The following is a 19,591-nucleotide window of genomic DNA, read 5'->3' on the forward strand; positions in this document are numbered from 1 at the left end:
GGCAATCAGCAATGAAGCGCATCAAGGAAAGGAAAAGACATGAGACATGGTGACATCTCCAGCAGCGATACCACGGTTGGCGTGGCGGTCGTGAATTACAAGATGCCCCGGCTCCATACCAAGGCCGAGGTTCTTGAAAATGCCCACAAGATTGCGGACATGATCGTCGGCATGAAGCGGGGGCTTCCCGGTATGGATCTCGTGATTTTTCCGGAATACAGCACCCAAGGCATTATGTATGACCCCGACGAGATGATGGAGACCGCAGCCACCATCCCCGGCGAGGAGACCGAGATCTTTGCGGCGGCTTGCCGCAAGGCGAACACCTGGGGCGTGTTCTCGATCACTGGCGAACGCCATGAAGATCACCCCAAGAAAACCCCGTACAACACGCTGATCTTGATGAACAACAAGGGTGAAATCGTGCAGAAGTACCGCAAGGTGCTGCCTTGGAACCCGATCGAGGGCTGGTATCCCGGTGACAAGACCTATGTCTGCGATGGTCCCAAGGGACTCAAGGTCAGCCTTATCATCTGCGACGATGGCAACTATCCCGAAATCTGGCGGGACTGCGCCATGAAAGGTGCGGAACTCATCGTGCGGTGCCAAGGCTATATGTATCCGGCCAAAGACCAGCAGGTGATCATGGCCAAGGCCATGGCTTGGGCCAACAACACCTATGTCGCTGTCGCTAATGCGGCGGGGTTTGACGGGGTCTATTGCTACTTTGGCCATTCGGCGATCATCGGCTTTGATGGGCGCACCTTGGGCGAATGTGGCGAAGAGGAAATGGGCATCCAATATGCACAGCTCTCTATTCCTGAGATCCGTGATGCCCGCGCCAATGACCAGTCGCAAAACCATCTCTTCAAGCTTTTGCATCGTGGCTACACAGGCATCCATGCCTCGGGCGATGGCGACAAGGGCGTGGCCGAATGCCCGTTTGAGTTCTACCGAAACTGGGTCAACGACGCAGAGAAAACCCGAGAGCAGGTGGAATCCTTTACCCGCACAACTGTGGGTGTGGCATGCTGTCCGGTCGGCGGCTTGCCAACGGGGGCCAAGGAAAAAGAGGCGAATTGACCGGCCTTTTGCCCTCATTGGGAACGGCGCGTCAGTGCGCCGTTCCATTTCCTCTCTAAGCTTCTGGAAATGCCATGCCTTTTTTGACGGACCGCTTGCACGACACTGCCCGCCAGCAAAAACTTGCGTCAGCACTGGCCGACGAGAATGCCCGTATGACTGGCGCATCGTCTACCAAGGGCACGACACCAAACGCAGGCTTGCAAACTCGGTTTACTTTTGACCTCGACCAGGTCGAAGCCGAGTTGCGGGCGGCCATAATCGGTCAGGACGAAAGTCTCGAACAGCTTTTGGAAATTCTCAAAGTGGTCCGCGCCGATATCGGAGACCCCCGCAAACCCTTGGCGACAATTCTGTTCTGCGGGCCAACTGGCGTTGGTAAAACCGAGACCGTTCGCACCTTGGCACGTGCCCTTTATGGGGATGCCGATGCGTTTTGCAGGATCGACATGAATACGCTTTCACAAGAGCATTACGCCGCTGCCCTCACCGGTGCTCCGCCGGGTTATGTGGGGTCTAAAGAAGGAACGACCATTCTCGATCAGGAAAAAATCGAGGGCACACGCAACTTGCCGGGGCTTGTCCTATTTGACGAACTTGAAAAGGCAAGCAATGAGGTCGTGCTCGCCCTCATGAATGTCTTTGATAATGGGCTTTTGACTGTGGCCTCTGGCGAACGCACCTACTCGTTCCGGAATGCGCTTGTGTTCATGTCCTCGAACCTCGGGGCTCGGGAACTGATGGCCTTGGATGAGAACAGCGGTAATCTTTGGCAGCGTATCAGGAACTCTGGCAAGTCGCGGCGTGAACGTGCCCACGATATCGTGATGAACAGCCTCTTGGATCGGTTCCCACCAGAACTTGTCAACCGGATAGATCATGTTGATACATTCAACTGGATATCACGCGACAAGATGCCAGCTCTGGTTGATGTCGAGATGGCCAGGTTGAACCGTAGGCTCAGGAAACATGACCTGTCGCTGAGTATCAGCACAACCCTGAGGGATTTTCTTTCGGTAGAGGGATATGATAAGCGGTTCGGCGCGCGAGGGCTACGCCGGGCCATCCGGCGCAACCTAGAATTTCCATTGGCAGGTTTTCTGCTTGACGGGCCCGCCCCGGATGCACCCGCCTCTGGTCAGGCTATGACCTTGGTGTTCGCAGATCATAAAGATGGCCAGGTCCAGTTCCAATACTCCTGAATGAAGGCATCAATACGTGACACAAAAGGAAAGCTGGAAGATCGGATTGCTCTTTTCAACGACGGGCGTCACTTCGATCATTGAACAGTCGCAGCTGAATGGCGCGTTGCTCGCCTTGGATCAGATCAACGCGCGCGGCGGTGTGCGCGGACGCCCACTTGAGGCGGTCAGCTATGACCCCGGCTCGATTGTGACCCAATACGGAGAGTTGGCCGAACGCCTGATCGTAGACGACAAGGTAAGCGTCATTTTCGGCTGCTACATGTCGTCGTCGCGCAAAGAGGTTTTGCCGGTCGTTGAGCGCCGGAATGCCCTGTTCTTTTATCCCACCCTTTATGAGGGTTTTGAATATTCGCCAAATGTCATCTATGGCGGGGCCTGCCCAAACCAGAACAGTGTGCCGCTAGCGAACTACCTGATGAGCGCTTACGGTAAGCGGATTTTCTTTGTCGGCTCCAACTACATCTACCCCTACGAATCCAATCGTGTGATGCGCAATGTCCTAAGGCAAGGTGGTGGTGAAGTCGTTGGCGAGCGGTATTTTGATCTTGAGACGCGCGCCGAGGGGTTCCGCGCTGTGCTCGATGAAATCCGGGATGCGCGGCCAGATGCGATCTTTTCAACAATCGTGGGTCAGTCCTGCATCGAGTTCTACCGTGCCTATCACGCTGTGGGTGGCGATGGACGGGTTTGTCCGATCGCCAGTCTTACCACGAACGAAGGGGAAATCAGCGCTATCGGCGCTGAGGCCGCCGTTGGCCACATCACAGCCGCCCCCTATTTCCGGTCGATCAGTTCCTTGGCAAACCGTCGCTTTCTGAAGGCCTATGAACAGAAATTCGGTTCCACTATTGATGTCACCAGTTGCTGCGAAGCGGCTTATAGTCAGGTGCATCTGTTCGCGGCAGCGTTAGAGGAGACCGGGGAAATGGATACTGATTGCCTGCGAGAGGCCTTGTTGGGCGAAGCCTTCGATGCGCCCCAAGGCCAGATCAAGGTCGATCCGGACAATAACCACACCTATCTGCAATCCCGGATAGCTGTGGTCAACTCTGAGGGAGAGTTTGAAATCGACCTCAAGGTGCGTCGCGCGATCAAGCCGGACCCCTATCTCGTTTACCCGGCGATCCATGATTGGAGCTTTCGCACGCATAAGGTAACGACAAGCGGCGGGCGTCATGCATGACCTGATCCAGGACTTACGGGATCAAAACGTTCTCTTGGTGCATCCGCGTGACCGTAGCGCAGATGAGCTTTTGCAGCAGGTAAACAGGATCGGCTGTAGTTTCGAACATATGTGGCCGCTACCCCGGACCCTACCGGACAAGTTCGATATGGTTTTCGTAGACGTCACGGACCAATCACCGCAGGAATTGAAAGCATTTCTTGACCGGCGCGAACGCCCGATCACGACGATTGCCATTGTCGGCTATGAAAACCCATCCACGTTGGATGTTATTCTAGAGATTGGCGCACATTCGGTATTGATGAAACCCGTGCGCGCAGCAGGCGTGCTGAGCAGCATGTTGATGGCTCGGCGATTTCAATCGGAACAAGTGCGCTATGAAAAAGATCTGTCGAAGCTGCGCGAAAAACTTGAGAATGTGCAGAAGGTGAATGATGCCAAGTTTATCCTCATGCGGCACCGGGGTATCACCGAGCGCGAAGCCTATGATCTCATCCGCAAACAAGCGATGGCAAAGCGTACAACGACCACCGAGATTGCACAGTCCATCATTAATGCAGAGAGCATCCTGAGTAACATGGGCGATACCTAGATCTGTCGTTCTCCCTTTCTCTCCAACCGACATCATTCCCCTAGGTCGAAGGTGGCTAGTGTTTCAGTCTGCAAAAGACTGAGCCCGCAGAGCCGCGTTCTTGGCCGCGTCACGATACTCTTTTGGCATGTAAAGGTTCAGTTTTCCCCGTCCGTTCAAAGCCATGTGTCAGGTCGCTTTTGATGCGCTTTTGGAAGCTGCGGCAGCCTGCCGCATTGGACTGCGGCGCTTTGCTCTAATTTCAAATAATGAAATCATCAAAGTGGGAGACACCAAATGTTCAAGGGCCTAGGAATTTCAATCGGTATCATTTGCACAGGTATGCTGGGCCTGCCCGCCTTGATATTGGCGGCTCTATAACGCTGCTGACCGTGGAACGTCGCGCTGTTCAAATGCCTGTCTGAGAAGGCATGACTCGCGACAGCCAAGAAACAAATGAGCAAGCGTGAGATTGCTACCCCGCATCTTGGGGGATAACAGTCGCATTTTCGTGCAGCATTTTGCTAATCTTATTCGCTGCTCTGGGCAAGCTTCTACACTTCCAATAGTGACGATAGAGAAACTACAACCCCGTTTTTAAACGGGGTTTTTTCTTTGGTGACCTAAGGGGGTAGGGTGAGAGGCTGGACAACGACCCAAGCGGGGCTCGTTACGGCTGCTTCCTTCCGGACCTGACCGGGTTGGCGAGGTGCCTGCCCGCGCCAACCTCTCAAGGGGTGATATAGGCCGCTGCTGCGGGATGCGCAAGGGTAGGCTGGGCAAACGGCAAGGGCATGCCGAGACGTAAGAACCCCGCGTCCGTAATGCCGAGGTCGACGGCGTCCAAGGCGGCGATGTCGGCGGGATGGGCGCGCAGGCCGGGGCCAGTCTCTATCGTGACGCGGGTTCCGGGCTGCGGCGCAAAGCGCCATGTGGGGCGCGGTGCCGGTACGACCTGGCCCACCGCCGCAACATGATCGGCCAGCAGATCACGCACTGTGCGGGTGCCGGAGTAGATCAACCCTCGTTCCGCCAGAGGCGCAAACGGCCCGCCGCCATGCGCGCGATAGCTATTGGTGGCAATGATGAAAGGCGTGTCTGGGCGGACAGGCTTGCGCGCAAAGCATAAATCTTGGATGCGCGCCGCCTTGGGATGAATAAGCGCACCAGAAAGATCGTAACGCGCTGGCTGACTTAGGTCGATGGTATAACTAAGCCCGTCGATCACATCGAAATCATACCCCGGCACGCTTGGATCAAGCAGTGGCTGATCGGGCAGGCCGGGGTTGATTTGGTTAAAGCAGATGGCGGCGCGCTCCAGCCAGTCGCGCAGGTCTGCCCCCGTAACCAATAGACCGCAGAGCGTGTTGGGAAAGCTATAGAGATCGGCTATGTGCCGCAGAAGAAGCGGGCCTTTGGGAATATCTGTGAAATGCGCAGGGCCCCCACGCCCACCGGTTTTGAAGGGGGCGGAGGCAGAGAGCAGCGGCAGCCCGGCGTGCGGGCTATTGGCCAAGGCCAAAGTCAAGGCGCGGCGCTGTGCGTCATTGACGAGATGCAGGATCGGATCGTCGCGCAAGAGGGTGAGATAACTGTGGAGTGGAGCCGCGGTCTGGCCGATCTCACGCGCTGTGAGGGCGAGGGTGTGGCGATGCGCGGCGTCGGCCGCGATGCAGATTGCTGGGCAGGGTTGCGCGCTGGACACAGCCAAAAGACGGGAGTCATGCCCAGTCACCTGCCATGCGTTGCCATCGTGGGTCAGGGTCAGGTCAAGCTGACCGAGGTGGTTGCCGCGAAATCCCGCCATCAGGCAGGGTGTATCGTGGAGGGTGCCGTTGCTCGCGTTCGCTCCGGCTATGCCATTGTGATCGGTGCTGGGAAAGCTTTTGTGGCTGTGGCCTGCCAGAAGCGCGTCGATGCCGGGCAGGCGGGCAAGCGCGCGGGCGGCGTTTTCCATAAAGGGGCGGTCGGGGCCGGGGTCGATGCCGGTATGAGCCAAGAGCAGGACCAGATCCGCCCCCAAAGCGCGCAGGGTGGGCACCCAAGCCCGCGCGCTCTCGACCATATCGCGCACGTCAATCCGGCCCGATAGACGCGCGTGATCCCATGTCAGGATTTGTGGCGGCACAAGGCCTAACAGGCCAATCCGCAAACTATGCGATCCACCATCGCGATCCTGCATCTGTTTGTTGAGCAGCAGATAGGGTGGCAAAAGGGTTGTATCGTCGACCGGCGTCCCGCCACGGCGCGTCAGCACATTACAGCAGGTCAAGGGAAAGCGTGCCTGAGCCAGTGTGTCCATCAGCCACTCAAGGCCAAAATTGAACTCGTGATTGCCAATTGTACCCGCATCATAGCCGATATCATTCATCGCCGCGAGGATTGGATGTGGTCCGGTCCAACCGTTATCGGGTTGTGCAGTAAGATCGGTGAGCGGCGTGCCTTGCAGAAAATCGCCATTGTCCAGAACCAGGCAATTTTCGGCTCCGACTTCGGATCGTGCGCGCTTTATCTGTGTTGCAAGCCGGGCCAGACCCCACGGGCGGTCGGGCTGGTTGGTGTAATAATCAAAAGGCAGAAGGTTTCCGTGGACATCGGTAGTTTGCAATATCCGCAGGCGCAGGGTGGCACCACAGGCGGACAAAGGGGGCGTCTGAGTAATGGTGGATTCGGTCAAATCGTCAACGCTCTGAGGCCGGGTTCACGCCCGGAGGTGCCGTGGAATTCAAACCGCCTTTGCTGGCTGCAATCATAATAGTTGCCAGAGGCTTAGGCAGGTTTGCACGTCTGCGTGTCCTGGGCAATACACTATAAGTTGCAAACTGTCATGTGCCCATGCTTTGTGCCCCTTGGGGCTTGTCTTGCGGTCATGGGCGTTGTGTAGAGGGGCAGGCAAAGGAGACGCGTGATGCGAACGTCGGAACAGGTTACATTCGGGGGATCAGGGCTGAACCGGGCGGATGAGCTACGCTCTGACGAAGCCTTGCTTCAGGCGGCGATGACAGAGGGGCGTGCGCGGTCGATCGTACTCTGGCGGGGTAAACCGCTCTTGCGCGCAGAGACGCTGGATGAGTTGGTCATTTTGGCGCCCGATCATCCTGTTTTGACACGGTACAAGGTGCCGCCGATCCTATTGGGGCGAGATGAGAGTGGCGACCTGATCTTGGCGCATGACATTTCCGCTTGGGTGCCACCGGGGCTGGAACCGGATCAGCTTGATAGCTTTCTCGATGCCTCCGAGCAGGTGCATCCGGACCTGCCGCAAGAAAGCGCCTTTGCCGAGTTGCGTCGGGTAATGACTCGGCTCAGCCCACGCGATGCAGAGCTGGCAGCGACGGCCAAGGCGGTGTTTGGCTGGCACCTCACGCACAGGTTCTGCGCGCGCTGCGGCAAAGAAAGCCGGATGATCCGCGCGGGGTGGCAAAGGGCTTGCGATCACTGTGGCGGTCAGCATTTTCCGCGCACCGACCCTGTGGTGATCATGTTGATAACGCGTGGAAATTCGGTTCTGATGGGGCGATCTCCGGGGTGGCCCGAGGGGATGTATTCTCTTTTGGCGGGGTTCATAGAACCGGGCGAGACCATCGAGGCGGCGGTGCGTCGCGAGGTCTGGGAAGAGGCGGGGATCAAGGTGGGACGGGTCAGTTATCTGGCAAGCCAGCCTTGGCCATTTCCCGCATCGCTCATGTTTGGCTGTCGTGGCGAAGCGCTGAGCGAGGATATCACGATTGATCCGCATGAGATTGAAGATGCGCTGTGGATGAGCCGTGAAGAGATCCTCGCGGCTTTTGCAGGCGAGCATCCGTTCCTGATGCCTGCGCGCAAGGGAGCGATTGCGCATTTCCTGCTTGAGAACTGGCTTGCCGACTGTCTGGATTGAGGCAACAATGCGCGTGGGCAAAAGCGATAACAAACCGAAAAGGGCGGTCTGGGGATGCAGTTCACCGGCAAGGAAGACATTGAAGCCCCCATTGAGCGGGTTTTTGAGGAAATAACGGACTTTCAAGGGTTTGAGCGCTCGGCTTTGCGGCGTGGCGCGGATGTGCGGCGCACTGACAAGCTAAAGGTGCCAGGGGTCGGCATGAGTTGGCATGCCGTGTTCAAACTGCGTGGCAAGCAGCGCAAGGTTGATGTGACCGTTGCTGAATATGATCCGCCCAATGGAATCAAGCTGGGTGTGATCTCGCCCGCGATTGAGGGGCAGATGGTTGTGGAACTGGTGGCGCTGTCGCGGGGGCGGACGCGGATGACGGTCACGCTGGTGTTGCAGCCGCGCACGTTGGCGGCGCGGTTGATGATGCAATCGCTGCGGCTGGCACGCAATAACCTGACCAAACGGTTCAAGGTGCGTCTGGCGGAATACGCGGCAGAGGTTGAGGACCGGTATACGCGATCCCTCTAAAAACAGCGTCGGTATTCAGTCGGTATCGTGTCGGCGCGGATCAGCAGGGTAAACGCCCAAGATTGTGACGTTCGAGGTGAAGTAATCGAGCTCGTCAAGCGCGCGGGCGACCGCCGGATCATCGGGATGCCCCTCGATATCGGCATAGAACTGCGTCGCGGTGAAGGAACCGCCGACCATATAGCTTTCGAGCTTGGTCATATTGACGCCGTTTGTGGCAAAGCCGCCCATCGCCTTGTACAGGGCTGCCGGGATGTTGCGGACCTGAAAGACAAAGGTCGTCATCATGCCATTCTCGCCGCGTGCCGAGAAATCCGGTTCGCGCGCCATGACGAGAAAGCGGGTGGTGTTGTTGCCCTGATCCTCGATATGCCGGGCAATCACGTCGAGACCATAGATCTCGCCCGCAAGTTCGCTGGCAAGGGCCGCCATTTCCGGCTGTCCTGCTTCGGCGACGTGGCGGGCGGAGCCAGCGGTATCGGCGCCGGTCACGCGGTGGATGCCGTGGCGTTCAAGAAAGGCGCGGCATTGGCCCAAAAGCATGGTGTGGCTCATCGCGCTTTCGATTTCGTCGAGGCGTATGCCGGGCAGGGCCAAGAGGTTGATATGCACCCGCACGAACGCCTCGCCGACAATGTGCAGACCCGATTCGGGCAAGAGGTGATGGATGTCGGCGACCCGGCCAAAGGTGGAGTTCTCGACCGGCAGCATGGCAAGCTCCGCTTGTCCCTCGCGCACGGCAGAAATTGCATCCTCGAAGGTGCGACAAGGAAGCGCCTCCATCTTGGGATAGGTCTCGCGACAGGCTTGGTGCGAGTAGGCGCCAAGCTCTCCCTGAAAGGCGATGCGGTCGGTCATAGGTGATTTTCCGTATTTTTGGGCCGGTCGGGCGTTTGGTCGCGGAAACTACACCTTGCGCGCCGGTAGGGGAAGCGGATAGATACGCGGCCAACGACGGATCAAATGGAAACGGGCCTATGTTTGACACAATGACGATGACAAAGACCGCGGGTGCGCTGTGCGGCGCGCTCTTGGTGTTCCTTTTGGGCAATTGGGCCGCTGAGTCTATCTATTCGGTGGGCGGGGGCCATGGCGAGGATCATGCGCAGGGCTATGTGATCGACACCGGCGCAGATGAAGCGGAAGAAGTTGTGGACGAGGGCCCGAGCATCGCCGAGTTGATGGCCTCTGCTGATCCTGCCAATGGCGAAGGCCTGTTCCGCAACTGTGCCGCCTGTCACGCGGTGGTTGATGGCGAGAACAAGGTGGGCCCACATCTTTATGGTGTTGTGGGACGTGAGGTTGGCGGCGTCGCCGATTACGGTTCGTATTCCGGCGCTCTGACTGCCGTCGCGCAGGTCTGGACCCCGGTTGAGCTGGATGCGTTTCTGGAGAACCCCAAGGGTTACGCGCCCGGAACCTCGATGGGCTATGCCGGGATGCGCAAGGCTGAGGATCGTGCCGATCTGATCGCCTATCTCGACCAGACCGATGGCACGACTTTTGAAATGCCGGTGGAAGAATCCGCAGCAGAGCCTGCAGCAGAAGACGCGGCGGCAGAGCCTGCGGCAGAAGAAGCGGCAGCGGAGCCTGCAGCGGAAGAAGCGGCGGCAGAGCCTGCGGCAGAAGAAGCAGCAGCGGAGCCTGCGGCAGAAGAAGCAGCGGCTGAACCTGCGGCTGAGGAAGCGGCAGCGGAGCCTGCAGCGGAAGAAGCGGCGGCTGAACCTGCGGCAGAAGAAGCTGCGGCTGAACCTGCGGCGGACGCCGGCGCATCCGATTTTGCGGCACTCGTGGCTGCGGCGGATATTGCTGAGGGTGAAAAGCTCTATCGTCGCTGTGGTGCCTGCCACAAGCTGGAAGATGGTAAAAACGGGGCTGGTCCGCACCTCTTTGAGATCGTGGGCCGTGACATCGCCAACGTCGAGGGCTTTGCCTATTCCGACGCGCTCAAGGGCCTTGAAGGCACATGGACGCCTGAAAAGTTGAGTGATTGGATCGAAAACCCGCGTGCGTTCGCGCCCGGCAATCGCATGGGCTTTCCGGGCCTCAAGGATGAGGCGGATCGCGCAAATTTGATCGGCTACCTGCAAAGCGCCGCGAACTGAGCCGCGCCACATTGAAAAAAAGGCCGCTGCCCGGTTTGGGTGGCGGCCTTTTTCGTAGGCAGAGGACAGGATCGGCGCTTGAACAAGACGCGCCCCCTCCTTAGCTTGCCAGCACGCGATGAAGCACCAGATAATGGGTGCGGCAGGAGGAGGATGGCATGACCGTACGGAACACCCTGACCAAAACCCGAACCTTTGCGAGTCTGGTGCCATGGCGGCTTCGGGTGACGATGATCGGGTTCTCGATTGCGACGCTGATGGCGCAGGCGGTCTTGGCGCAAGATGAGGTGATCTCGTCTCATGGCTATTCGTTTTACGGCGATCTGAAATACCCCGCCGATTACGCGCATTTCGACTATGTGAACCCCGAAGCGCCCAAGGGCGGGGAAATTTCGCTTTTTGCGCCTGGTACATTCGATTCGATGAACCCCTACGCGCGGCAGGGGCGGGCCGGGCGGCTGTCTTGGATGGTTTACGAGAGCCTGCTGGGCGCGTCCGAGGCGAGCGGCGAGCCACTGCCGGGAGACAGCTATAACGAGGGCTACGGTCTCTTGGCGGAACGCCTGGAATATGACGCTGGCAAAACATGGGTAATCTTCCACATGCGCCCCGAGGCAAAGTTTGCCGACGGCACGCCGGTGACGGCGCATGACGTGGTGTTTTCACACAACCTGTTTCTGGAACAGGGGCTGAAATCCTATGCCGATGCGGTCAAGCGGCGGGTGTTGAGCGCCGAGGCGCTGGATGATCACACCGTCAAGTTCACCTTTGCGGACGGGATTTCACGCCGGTCGCTGATTGATCAGGTGGGCGGCACGCCAGTGTTTCCACGCAAATGGTATGAGGACACCGGCGCGCGGCTGGATGAGCCACGGCTGGAGGCGGCACCGGGATCAGGCCCCTATCAGGTCAAAAGCTATGATGTGAACCGCAACATCGTCTATGAGCGCAACCCGGAGTATTGGGGCTGGCACCTGCCGATCAACAAGGGGCGGCATAATTTCGACCGCATCCGGATCGAGTATTTTGCCGATGACAATGCCGCGTTCGAGGCGTTCAAGGCGGGGATCTACACATTCCGGCCTGAGGGAAATTCCAAGACATGGGCCACCGGATATGATTTTCCGGCGGCCAATGCGGGCTATGTGGTCAAGGCGGAATTGCCCGATGGATTGCCGCCGACACCCTCGGGGTTCGTCTTCAATCTGGGCCGCGAAAAGTTGCAGGACAAGCGGGTGCGGCAAGCGATTGCGCTGGGGTTCAATTTCGAATGGACCAATTCGTCGTTGCAATATGACCTCTTCAAGCAGCGACACTCCTTTGTGCAGGACACCCCGCTCGAGGCCAAGGGCGCGCCCGAGGGGGCGGAATTGGCGCTGTTGCAATCCTTGGGCGATATCGTGCCCGAAGAGATGCTGACCGCGACTGCGGTGATGGCGCATACCTCTGATGGTGAGCGCCTGAATGACCGGCGCAATTTGCGCGTGGCCATGAAGCTTTTGGACGAGGCCGGTTGGGCCGTGGGCGGTGATGGCAAGCGGCGAAATGCGGCGGGCGAGGTGCTTAAGATCGAAATCCCGATTTCGGCCTCTGGCTCTGCCACCATGTCGGCGGTGGTCGAGAGTTTTGTGAGCAATCTGCAGCTGATGGGGATTGATGCCAAGTTCGACAAAATCGACGCCGCGCAATACACCGCGCGCGAGCGGGATCGCGATTATGACCTGATCTTTGACAGCTATGTGGCGTTTCTGGAGGCGGGCACCGGCCTGCATCAGCGCTATGGCAGCAAGGAGGCGGCGTTCAGCCTGTTCAACCCGGCAGGGCTGGCAAGCCCGATGATCGACGCGATCATTGACCGCGCGCTCGAGTCCGGCAGCAAGGAAGAACAGGACGTGGCCTTGACCGCACTTGACCGTGCCTTGCGCTATGAGTTTTTCATGATCCCGACATGGTATCTGGACAAAAGCTGGGTGGCCTATTGGGATATGTATGCCTACCCAGACCCGCTGCCGCCCTATGCGACGGGCGTGCTCGATTTCTGGTGGTATGACGCCGACAAGGCGCAGGCGTTGAAAGACGCGGGCGCGCTGTGATCCTGAGGAGCCACTGAGATGGGGGCCTATATCCTGCGGCGGCTGTTGCTGATCGTGCCCACGCTCTTTGGCATCATGGTGATCAACTTTGCTCTGGTGCAATTCGTGCCGGGTGGCCCGGTCGAGCAGATGATTGCCAATATGCAGGGGCAGGGCAATGTGTTCGAGAGCTTTTCTGGCTCTGGCTCTGACACCGGGCAAGAGATGGTGGGGGCTGCCGGCGGCAATGACCAATACCTTGGGGCGCGGGGCCTGCCGCCGGAACTGATCAAGGAGCTGGAAGAGCAATTCGGGCTTGATAAGCCGCCCTTGGAGCGGTTTTTCAACATGATGTGGAATTACATGCGCTTTGACTTTGGCGAGAGTTATTTCCGCAAGATCGAAGTGCTGGATCTGGTTCTGGAAAAGATGCCGGTTTCCATTACGCTGGGCCTGTGGTCGACGCTTATTGCCTATATCGTGTCGATCCCTCTTGGTGTGGCCAAGGCGGTGCGTGACGGCACCAAGTTTGACACATGGACCAGCGGTGTCATCATCGTGGCCTATGCTATTCCGGCGTTTCTGTTTGCGATCATGCTGTTGGTGCTGTTCGCCGGGGGCAGCTATTTCCAGATCTTCCCCTTGCGTGGCCTGACGTCGGATAATTTCGAGCAACTGAGCCTGTTGGGAAAGATCGGCGATTACCTCTGGCATATCGCCTTGCCGGTCATTGCCTCGACCATTTCGGCCTTTGCGACGCTGACGCTGTTGACCAAGAACAGTTTTCTCGACGAGATCAAGAAACACTATGTGATGACCGCGCGCGCTAAGGGCCTGAGCGAACGCAAGGTGCTTTATGGGCATGTGTTCCGCAATGCGATGCTGATCGTGATTGCGGGCTTTCCGGCGGTGTTCATCGGGGTGTTTTTTGGCGGTTCTGTCCTGATCGAGACGATTTTCAGCCTTGATGGTCTGGGGCGGCTGGGGTTCGAGGCCGCCGTGGGGCGCGATTATCCGGTGATGTTCGGAACGCTCTTTCTCTTTGGCCTCATTGGTCTTGTGGTGGGGATCCTGTCTGACCTGATGTATGTGCTGGTTGATCCACGGATCGACTTTGAAAAACGGGAGGGCTGATCGGGTGATCCGTCTCTCGCCGCTCAACCAACGCCGGTGGCGCAACTTTCGGCGCAACAATCGGGCCTATTGGTCGCTGATCCTGTTTTCGGTGATTTTCACCATCACGCTCTTTGCCGAGTTTGTGGCCAATGACAAACCGATCCTCGTGCAATATCGCGGCGAACTCTACATGCCGATTTTCAGGTTTTATCCGGAAACAGAGTTTGGTGGCGATTTCGAGACTGAGGCGATTTACCGTGACCCCGAGGTGCGCTGTCTGATTGCGTCGGGTGGATTGGATATCTGTTTTGACGATCCCGAGGGCGTGATTGCGGATGCCGAGGATGGGGTGGTCGAAGGCGAAGAGATTGCCAAGGGTTGGGCGATCTGGCCGCCCATTCCCTATAGCTACAATACCACTGTGGACCGGCCCGGTGCGGCCCCGCTGCCGCCCAATGGGCAAAATCTGCTGGGTACGGATGACACCAAGCGCGATGTGCTGGCGCGGGTGATCTATGGATTCCGGTTGTCGGTGCTGTTCACGCTGATCGTGACGGCGCTCTCGTCGGTGATCGGCATCGCGGCGGGGGCGGTGCAGGGCTATTTTGGTGGGCGCACTGATCTTATTTTCCAGCGGATCATCGAAATCTGGGCCTCAACCCCGCAGCTTTACGTGATCATCATCCTTTTCGCGATCCTACCGCGCAGTTTCTGGCTGCTTGTCGTGATTACGGTGCTGTTTGGCTGGATGGCTTTGGTGGGTGTGGTGCGGGCCGAATTCCTGCGGGCGCGCAATCTGGAATATGTGCGTGCGGCCAAGGCGTTGGGCGTATCCAACCTTACGATCATGTTTCGTCACATGCTGCCAAATGCCATGGTGGCGACGCTGACGATGCTGCCGTTTGTCATCACCGGGACGATTTCGCTTTTGGCGGGATTGGATTTTCTGGGCTTTGGCCTGCCGTCCTCGGCCCCGTCGCTGGGGGAGTTGACGCTACAGGCCAAGCAGAACCTGCAAGCGCCCTGGCTCGCCTTTACCGCCTTCTTTGCCTTTGCCATCATGCTGTCGCTCTTGGTCTTCATTTTTGAGGGCGTGCGCGATGCCTTTGACCCCAGAAAGACCTTTGAATGAGTATGCTGGAGGTCAAAGACCTGCGGATCAGTTTTCGGCAGGACGGGCAGGTAATCCCGGCGGTCAAAGGCGTGTCGTTCAGCGTGGACCGGGGGGAAACCGTGGCGCTGGTGGGCGAGTCTGGCTCGGGCAAATCGGTGACAGCGCTGTCGACCGTGTCGCTTTTGGGGTCGTCGGCGCAGGTCACAGGCTCTGTCACCTATGCCGGGCAAGAGATGGTCGGCGCGGATGAACGGCGCCTGCGGCAGGTGCGCGGCAATGACATCAGTTTCATCTTTCAAGAGCCGATGACATCGCTCAACCCGCTGCACACATTGGAAAAGCAGTTGCGAGAAAGCCTAGAGTTGCATCAGGGGCTGACCGGCGATGCGGCGCGCGGGCGGATTGTGGAATTGCTCGAGCGCGTGGGTATTCGTGACGCGGCAAGCCGTCTGGGGGCCTATCCGCATCAGCTATCTGGCGGGCAAAGGCAGCGGGTGATGATCGCGATGGCCTTGGCCAACAAGCCCGACATCCTGATTGCCGACGAACCGACCACCGCCCTGGATGTGACCATTCAGGCGCAGATTTTGGAATTGCTGGCGGAATTAAAGCGCGAAGAGGGGATGGGCCTGCTCTTTATCACGCATGATCTGGGGATCGTGCAGCGCATTGCTGACCGGGTCTGCGTGATGAAAGACGGCGAGATTGTCGAGGCTGGGCCAGTGGCGGATGTCTTTGCAGCCCCTCAGCATGCGTATACCCGCAAACTGCTGAGCGCGCGGGCCGTTGGGCTGCCGTCGCCGGTGACAGAGGGTGCGCCGGTGGTGGCTGAAACCCATGACTTGCGGGTCTGGTTCCCGATCCAGAAGGGGTTTTTGAAACGCACTGTGGGGCATGTGAAGGCGGTGAATGCCGCCACGCTCAGCGTGCGGGCGGGCGAAACCCTAGGCATCGTGGGCGAGAGCGGGTCGGGCAAGACCACGCTGGCCTTGGCGATCATGCGGCTGATTGCGTCTGAGGGCGGCATCCGCTTTGCGGGTGAAGATGTGAATGGCTGGTCCACGCGCGAGTTGCGGCGTCGGCGGGCCGAAATGCAGATCGTCTTTCAAGACCCATTCGGAAGCCTGAGCCCGCGCATGACCGCCGCGCAGATCATTGCCGAGGGGCTGGGCGTGCATGGCAACCCCGATGGGCGGCCCGAGCGGGACTTGGTGGCAGAGGTGATGGACGAGGTGGGGCTGAACCCAGCCATGATGGATCGCTATCCCCATGAATTTTCAGGTGGGCAGCGGCAGCGCATCGCGATTGCCCGCGCCATGATCCTGCGGCCCAAGCTGGTGGTATTGGACGAGCCGACCAGTGCGCTGGACATGACCGTGCAGGTGCAGATCGTCGATCTCTTGCGGGAATTGCAGCGGAAATATGCGCTGGCCTATCTCTTTATCAGCCACGATCTGCATGTGGTGCGCGCCATGAGTCACCGGGTGATGGTGATGAAAGATGGCGATGTGGTCGAGGCGGGCGATGCCGAAACATTGTTTACCGCGCCGCAAACCGACTATGCGCGCAAGCTGCTGGCAGCGGCGCTTGAGGGGCGCACAGAGGTGTGATCCCCTCAGATCGCCGAAGAATGGCCGTCGGCGTTCATCTCATAGGTGTCGAACTGGCGCGCGATCATGCGGGTCAGCGGGCGCGCCTCGAGCGGGATGGAAAGGCCGGTGGCGTCGAGTTTCAGATGCCCGTCAAAGCGGCGTTCCACGGCAGAGAGCATCGCCTGCAACTCTGCGGCGGGGATGGCAAATTCGCGGAAAATCTCGGTGCTATCAATGCGGAAATCGCACATCAGCATTTCGATCATACGCGAGCGCAGCTTGTCCTCGGGGGAAAAGATATGGCCGCGCGTGGTTGAAAAGCGTCCGTCGCGGATGGCACCGGTATGGGCCCCTGTCGCGGGGGCATTCTGCGCATAGCCTTGCGGAAAGCGCGAGATGGAAGAGGCCCCCAAGCCGATCAACACCTCGGCGGTGTCGTCGGTGTAGCCTTGGAAATTGCGACGCAGCAGCCCGGATTTTTGCGCCACGCTCAGCCCGTCAGAGGCGGTGGCGAAATGGTCGATACCGATTTCGTCGTAATTGTCCCACAGAAACAGACGGCGCGCGGTTTCAAACAGGGCCAGACGTTCTTGCGGTGTGGGCAGGGCATCCGAGGGGATCATCTGTTGGCGCTTGGCCATCCACGGCACATGCGCATAGCCATAGAGCGCAACGCGGTCGGGATTGAGCGACAAGAGTTTCTGCACGCTCTCGGTGATGCGGGCGCGGTTCTGATGTGGCAGACCATAAAGGATATCGGCATTCAGGCTTTTGACGCCGCGGGCGCGGATTTCATCGACCGCGTGGCGGGTGATGTCATAGCCCTGCATCCGACCGATGCTCTTTTGGATTTGCTCGTCAAAATCCTGCACCCCGATTGAGGCGCGGTTCATACCGGCCCCCGCGAGCGCGTCGAGACGCGCGGCGTCTATTTCATTCGGGTCAATCTCGACCGAGAATTCGGTGGTGTCGGTAAAGGGGGCGATATCACGGATGGCCCCCGCCAATTCGCTCATCATGCCGGGCGAGAGAAGCGTGGGCGTGCCGCCACCCCAATGCAGGCGCGACAGGCGCACACCGCGTGGAAGCTGCCGACCCAGCATCGCGATCTCGGTCTTGAGCGTTTCAAGATAGGCCGCGACGGGTGCATCTGTCTGGGTGCCTTGGGTTCTGCAGGCGCAGAACCAGCAAAGCCGCCGACAGAACGGCACATGCACATAGAGAGAAATCTCTGCGCCTTCCGGTATCGCGTTGATCCAGCTTGTAAATTGATCCTGCCCCACATCGCGGTTGAAGTGGGGCGCGGTCGGGTAGCTGGTGTAGCGCGGCACTTTGGCATCAAAGAGACCCAGTTTGCCTAGTTGAGTTTTTGTGTCCATACCCCTAGAGTTAACAGGAACTTGCCATCCCGCATTGATTTAAATCAACCGACCCTGACAGCACCCCGAATAGTGGAAACTCCATGCTGAAAGAGAAAGCCTCGATCATCCCCCATGAATGCGGGGATTGTCCGATCCGGCATCGGGCCGTTTGTGCGCGATGCGAATCCGATGAATTGGCGCTGCTGGATCAGATCAAATACTACCGAAGCTACGAATCGGGGCAGACCTTGATATGGTCTGGCGACCCGATGGATTTCGTGGGTTCGGTCGTATCGGGGATTGCGACGCTGACCCAGACAATGGAGGACGGGCGCACGCAGATGGTGGGCTTGCTCTTGCCCAGCGATTTCGTGGGCCGGCCGGGGCGCAGCAGCGCTGCCTATGACGTTGTGGCGGTAACGGATATGGTGATGTGCTGTTTCCGCAAGAAACCGTTTGAAGAGATGATGGTGCGCACTCCGCATATCGCGCAGCGCCTGCTCGAAATGACGCTGGACGAGCTTGATGCGGCGCGGGAGTGGATGTTGGTTTTGGGCCGCAAAACGGCGCGTGAAAAAATTGCCTCATTAATGGCGATCATTGCGCGGCGCGATGCCACGCTGAACATGAACGGCACGCGCGGGCCGCTGGTGTTTGATCTGCCGCTGACGCGCGAAGCGATGGCGGATTACCTCGGCCTGACGCTCGAAACGGTAAGCCGTCAGGTGTCTGCTCTGAAAAAGGACGGGGTGATCGAGCTTGAGGGCAAGCGCCGCGTCACCGTGCCGGATTTCAACCGCCTGCTGGAAGAGGCGGGTGATGACAGCGACGGCGGCATGCTGATCTGAGGCCTTGCGCCTTTTGCAGGGCTTCATCTGGCTCTAAATACCTCGGGGGTTTGGGGGCTGGCCCCCAATCCGCCCAAGCTGCGCTATTTCCCTAATGCGCCATGAAAACCGGCATGGTCGCCTGTTCCAGCATATAGCGGGTGGCACCGCCAAAGATTGCTTCGCGAAAGCGCGAGTGGCCATAGGCCCCCATCACCACCATATCGGCATCCATATCGCGGGCATGGCGCAACAGCACGTCCGAGACACGGGGCAGGGTTTTGGAGAGCACGTCAATCTCGACCTTGACGCCGTGACGCGCAAGGTATTGCGACAAAAGCCCACCGGGATCCGAACGGTTGGGCCCATGCGTCGGCGGGTCGATCACCACCACATGCACCACATCCGCCTCTTTCAGCAGGGGCAGGGCGGCGCGCACGGCGCCAAGCGCCTCGTTGCTTTCGTTCCAGCCGATCATGATCCGGCCCGGATTGGGCACCGGCTCACCACCGGCGGGGGCGATAATGACCGGGGTCCGCGCCTCGAACAGGGCCGATTCGGTCGCAGGTTCCAGTTCGGCTCCGCGGCACTTGCCATAGGGCTGCGCCAGAATGACCAGATCCGAGAATCGCGCCCGGGCCGCAACATGCCGCCCCAGATCGGCCAATTGGCTGACGCCCGCCTCAACCGCCCAACGTAGGGATGAATGCTTGAGCAGGGCGCGGGCTTTGGTCTCGATGGCGGTGGCCTCTTGCTGGGCGCGGGCAATCGTTTCTTGCAGCACGATGGCGCTGGCGCCCGAATAATAATAGCCCGATTGGCTTCGATCCACGCCCAAGCAGAGCACATCAAGATGGGCATCATAGCGGGCAGCCATGCTGATGGCATGGGCCAAGGTTTCCTCAACAAGGGACTCATCGGTCAAAACGGAAAACAGGCTGTTGTAGGTCATGTCGCATT

16 protein-coding genes and 1 other RNA gene are annotated in these 19,591 nt (G+C 58.8%); 12 read left to right on the forward strand and 5 right to left on the reverse strand.

Annotated features, from left to right (window positions below):
* The first annotated feature begins 39 nt into the window (after positions 1 to 39).
* The 4 genes from ACLGGT_RS09700 to ACLGGT_RS09715 all read left to right on the forward strand — a co-directional run bounded on the left by ACLGGT_RS09700 (position 40) and on the right by ACLGGT_RS09715 (position 4,063).
* Complete coding sequence (locus ACLGGT_RS09700) at positions 40 to 1,083, forward strand: aliphatic amidase (protein WP_008281575.1); 1,044 nt, start codon at positions 40 to 42, stop codon at positions 1,081 to 1,083.
* Between the two features lie 95 nt (positions 1,084 to 1,178).
* Positions 1,179 to 2,285 (forward strand): AAA family ATPase, encoded by a 1,107-nt coding sequence (locus ACLGGT_RS09705; RefSeq protein ID WP_437195886.1) that lies wholly within the window; start codon positions 1,179 to 1,181, stop codon positions 2,283 to 2,285.
* Positions 2,286 to 2,301: 16 nt separating this feature from the next.
* Positions 2,302 to 3,471, forward strand: a complete 1,170-nt coding sequence (locus ACLGGT_RS09710; RefSeq protein ID WP_219435423.1) for a transporter substrate-binding domain-containing protein — start codon at positions 2,302 to 2,304, stop codon at positions 3,469 to 3,471.
* The gene (locus tag ACLGGT_RS09715) at positions 3,464 to 4,063 is read left to right on the forward strand and encodes an ANTAR domain-containing response regulator (RefSeq protein WP_037298000.1); all 600 of its coding nucleotides are present in this window, start codon (positions 3,464 to 3,466) and stop codon (positions 4,061 to 4,063) included. The genes ACLGGT_RS09710 and ACLGGT_RS09715 overlap by 8 nt, the downstream gene beginning before the upstream one ends.
* Before the next feature lie 614 nt (positions 4,064 to 4,677).
* Here ACLGGT_RS09715 and ffs read toward each other — a convergent pair.
* Positions 4,678 to 4,774, reverse strand: an RNA gene (gene ffs / locus ACLGGT_RS09720) — signal recognition particle sRNA small type.
* On the reverse strand, positions 4,773 to 6,719 hold the full coding sequence (locus ACLGGT_RS09725; protein WP_437195888.1) for a bifunctional 2',3'-cyclic-nucleotide 2'-phosphodiesterase/3'-nucleotidase: 1,947 nt from the start codon (positions 6,717 to 6,719) through the stop codon (positions 4,773 to 4,775). The genes ffs and ACLGGT_RS09725 overlap by 2 nt, the downstream gene beginning before the upstream one ends.
* Before the next feature lie 231 nt (positions 6,720 to 6,950).
* Between ACLGGT_RS09725 and nudC the strand changes: the two genes are divergently transcribed.
* Together nudC and ACLGGT_RS09735 are read left to right on the forward strand one after the other, a co-directional pair.
* Positions 6,951 to 7,922, forward strand: coding sequence for an NAD(+) diphosphatase (gene nudC, locus ACLGGT_RS09730; protein WP_151977019.1), 972 nt, complete (start codon positions 6,951 to 6,953; stop codon positions 7,920 to 7,922).
* A gap of 201 nt (positions 7,923 to 8,123) precedes the next feature.
* Positions 8,124 to 8,444 carry a hypothetical protein gene (locus ACLGGT_RS09735; protein WP_232279215.1) on the forward strand — a complete coding sequence of 107 codons (321 nt, stop codon included), beginning with the start codon at positions 8,124 to 8,126 and terminating at the stop codon, positions 8,442 to 8,444.
* Positions 8,445 to 8,459: 15 nt separating this feature from the next.
* On the opposite strand, the gene ACLGGT_RS09740 is transcribed toward ACLGGT_RS09735, so the two are convergent.
* Positions 8,460 to 9,302: a prephenate dehydratase gene (locus ACLGGT_RS09740; protein ID WP_437195890.1), complete on the reverse strand. Its 843-nt coding sequence runs from the start codon at positions 9,300 to 9,302 to the stop codon at positions 8,460 to 8,462.
* A gap of 119 nt (positions 9,303 to 9,421) precedes the next feature.
* On the opposite strand from ACLGGT_RS09740, the gene ACLGGT_RS09745 reads away from it, so the two are divergent.
* From ACLGGT_RS09745 to ACLGGT_RS09765, 5 genes are all read left to right on the forward strand, one after another.
* A complete protein-coding gene (locus tag ACLGGT_RS09745) occupies positions 9,422 to 10,549 on the forward strand; it encodes a c-type cytochrome (RefSeq protein ID WP_437195892.1) in 1,128 nt (375 codons plus the stop codon).
* 158 nt (positions 10,550 to 10,707) lie between these two features.
* On the forward strand, positions 10,708 to 12,642 hold the full coding sequence (locus ACLGGT_RS09750) for an extracellular solute-binding protein (protein WP_257898185.1): 1,935 nt from the start codon (positions 10,708 to 10,710) through the stop codon (positions 12,640 to 12,642).
* Positions 12,643 to 12,660: 18 nt separating this feature from the next.
* Positions 12,661 to 13,755, forward strand: coding sequence for a microcin C ABC transporter permease YejB (locus tag ACLGGT_RS09755; RefSeq protein WP_437195894.1), 1,095 nt, complete (start codon positions 12,661 to 12,663; stop codon positions 13,753 to 13,755).
* 7 nt (positions 13,756 to 13,762) lie between these two features.
* Positions 13,763 to 14,869 carry an ABC transporter permease gene (locus ACLGGT_RS09760; RefSeq protein ID WP_037298139.1) on the forward strand — a complete coding sequence of 369 codons (1,107 nt, stop codon included), beginning with the start codon at positions 13,763 to 13,765 and terminating at the stop codon, positions 14,867 to 14,869.
* On the forward strand, positions 14,866 to 16,461 hold the full coding sequence (locus ACLGGT_RS09765) for an ABC transporter ATP-binding protein (RefSeq protein ID WP_037298003.1): 1,596 nt from the start codon (positions 14,866 to 14,868) through the stop codon (positions 16,459 to 16,461). Before ACLGGT_RS09760 ends, ACLGGT_RS09765 begins: the two co-directional genes overlap by 4 nt.
* Before the next feature lie 5 nt (positions 16,462 to 16,466).
* Here the strand turns inward: ACLGGT_RS09765 and hemN are convergent, their stop codons facing one another.
* Positions 16,467 to 17,822, reverse strand: coding sequence for an oxygen-independent coproporphyrinogen III oxidase (hemN, locus tag ACLGGT_RS09770; protein ID WP_081506916.1), 1,356 nt, complete (start codon positions 17,820 to 17,822; stop codon positions 16,467 to 16,469).
* Between the two features lie 83 nt (positions 17,823 to 17,905).
* Between hemN and fnrL the strand changes: the two genes are divergently transcribed.
* Positions 17,906 to 18,652, forward strand: a complete 747-nt coding sequence (gene fnrL / locus ACLGGT_RS09775) for a transcriptional regulator FnrL (protein WP_008281590.1) — start codon at positions 17,906 to 17,908, stop codon at positions 18,650 to 18,652.
* A 91-nt stretch (positions 18,653 to 18,743) separates the two neighbouring features.
* Here the strand turns inward: fnrL and ACLGGT_RS09780 are convergent, their stop codons facing one another.
* Positions 18,744 to 19,583, reverse strand: a complete 840-nt coding sequence (locus ACLGGT_RS09780; protein ID WP_437195898.1) for a universal stress protein — start codon at positions 19,581 to 19,583, stop codon at positions 18,744 to 18,746.
* Between the last annotated feature and the right edge of the window lie 8 nt (positions 19,584 to 19,591).

The sequence above is a fragment of the Roseovarius sp. MS2 genome, assembly GCF_051447875.1.
Lineage (GTDB): Bacteria > Pseudomonadota > Alphaproteobacteria > Rhodobacterales > Rhodobacteraceae > Roseovarius > Roseovarius mucosus_A.